This is a genomic window from Photobacterium indicum (genome assembly GCF_003026215.1).
GTDB classification, from domain to species: domain Bacteria; phylum Pseudomonadota; class Gammaproteobacteria; order Enterobacterales; family Vibrionaceae; genus Photobacterium; species Photobacterium indicum.
In genome coordinates this window covers 1-772 of record NZ_PYOC01000032.1, presented here as the reverse complement: position 1 = coordinate 772, position 772 = coordinate 1, and the positions used below count along the sequence as shown (strand labels likewise).

The 772-nt window shown below is 43.7% G+C and carries 3 tRNA genes and 1 rRNA gene; all 4 read right to left on the bottom strand.

The window, feature by feature from the left end:
- Positions 1-312: 312 nt before the first annotated feature.
- Positions 313-388 (bottom strand) — tRNA-Val (locus tag C9J47_RS26865).
- Between the two features lie 31 nt (positions 389-419).
- A tRNA-Lys gene (locus tag C9J47_RS26860) sits at positions 420-495 on the bottom strand.
- A gap of 29 nt (positions 496-524) precedes the next feature.
- Positions 525-600 (bottom strand) — tRNA-Glu (locus tag C9J47_RS26855).
- A 91-nt stretch (positions 601-691) separates the two neighbouring features.
- A 16S ribosomal RNA gene (locus tag C9J47_RS26850) occupies positions 692-772 on the bottom strand; the annotation flags it as partial.

Sequence of the window (772 nt, the reverse complement as noted above, 5' to 3'; positions counted from 1 at the left end):
AACCATACAACCCCAAGAGGTTTCGTATGGCAACAACCAAGGTTTCTCTCTTAAAAGAGAGGATTTGTTTTCGCCGGACTCTTACACAAGACACTTGAATGTGTGTTTGTTTTGAGAACTCGTTTTATCTTTCGATAAAACATTTGTAATTGAATCCTAAGATTCAATTTACTAGTCAGCTTTCCAGATTGTTAAAGAACATTGTGTTGTGTCTCATTGAGACATCATCACTTTCTAACGACTTTCACCGACAAAAAATGGACGCAATAACCTAAGCTACTGAATCAGTATGTCGTAAAAGTGTTTAGAAAGTGGTGGGCGATACCGGGCTCGAACCAGTGACCCCCTCCTTGTAAGGGAGGTGCTCTCCCAACTGAGCTAATCGCCCACGATAGTTTTAATTCCTTCGTGAGAAAGAATGGTGGGTCGTGTAGGATTCGAACCTACGACCAATTGATTAAAAGTCAACTGCTCTACCAACTGAGCTAACGACCCATTGTTACTTTCTTTAACAAAAAAGAAAGTGGCGTCCCGTAGGGGAGTCGAACCCCTGTTACCGCCGTGAAAGGGCGGTGTCCTAGGCCTCTAGACGAACGGGACTTAGTTTTTCGATGTTTTGGGAACATCGTGTTCTTTTACATTTTAACCAGGCAATCTGTGTGGACACTGCATCAAACTATAAATCTTTAGGTAAGGAGGTGATCCAGCCCCAGGTTCCCCTAGGGCTACCTTGTTACGACTTCACCCCAGTCATGAACCACACCGTGGTAAA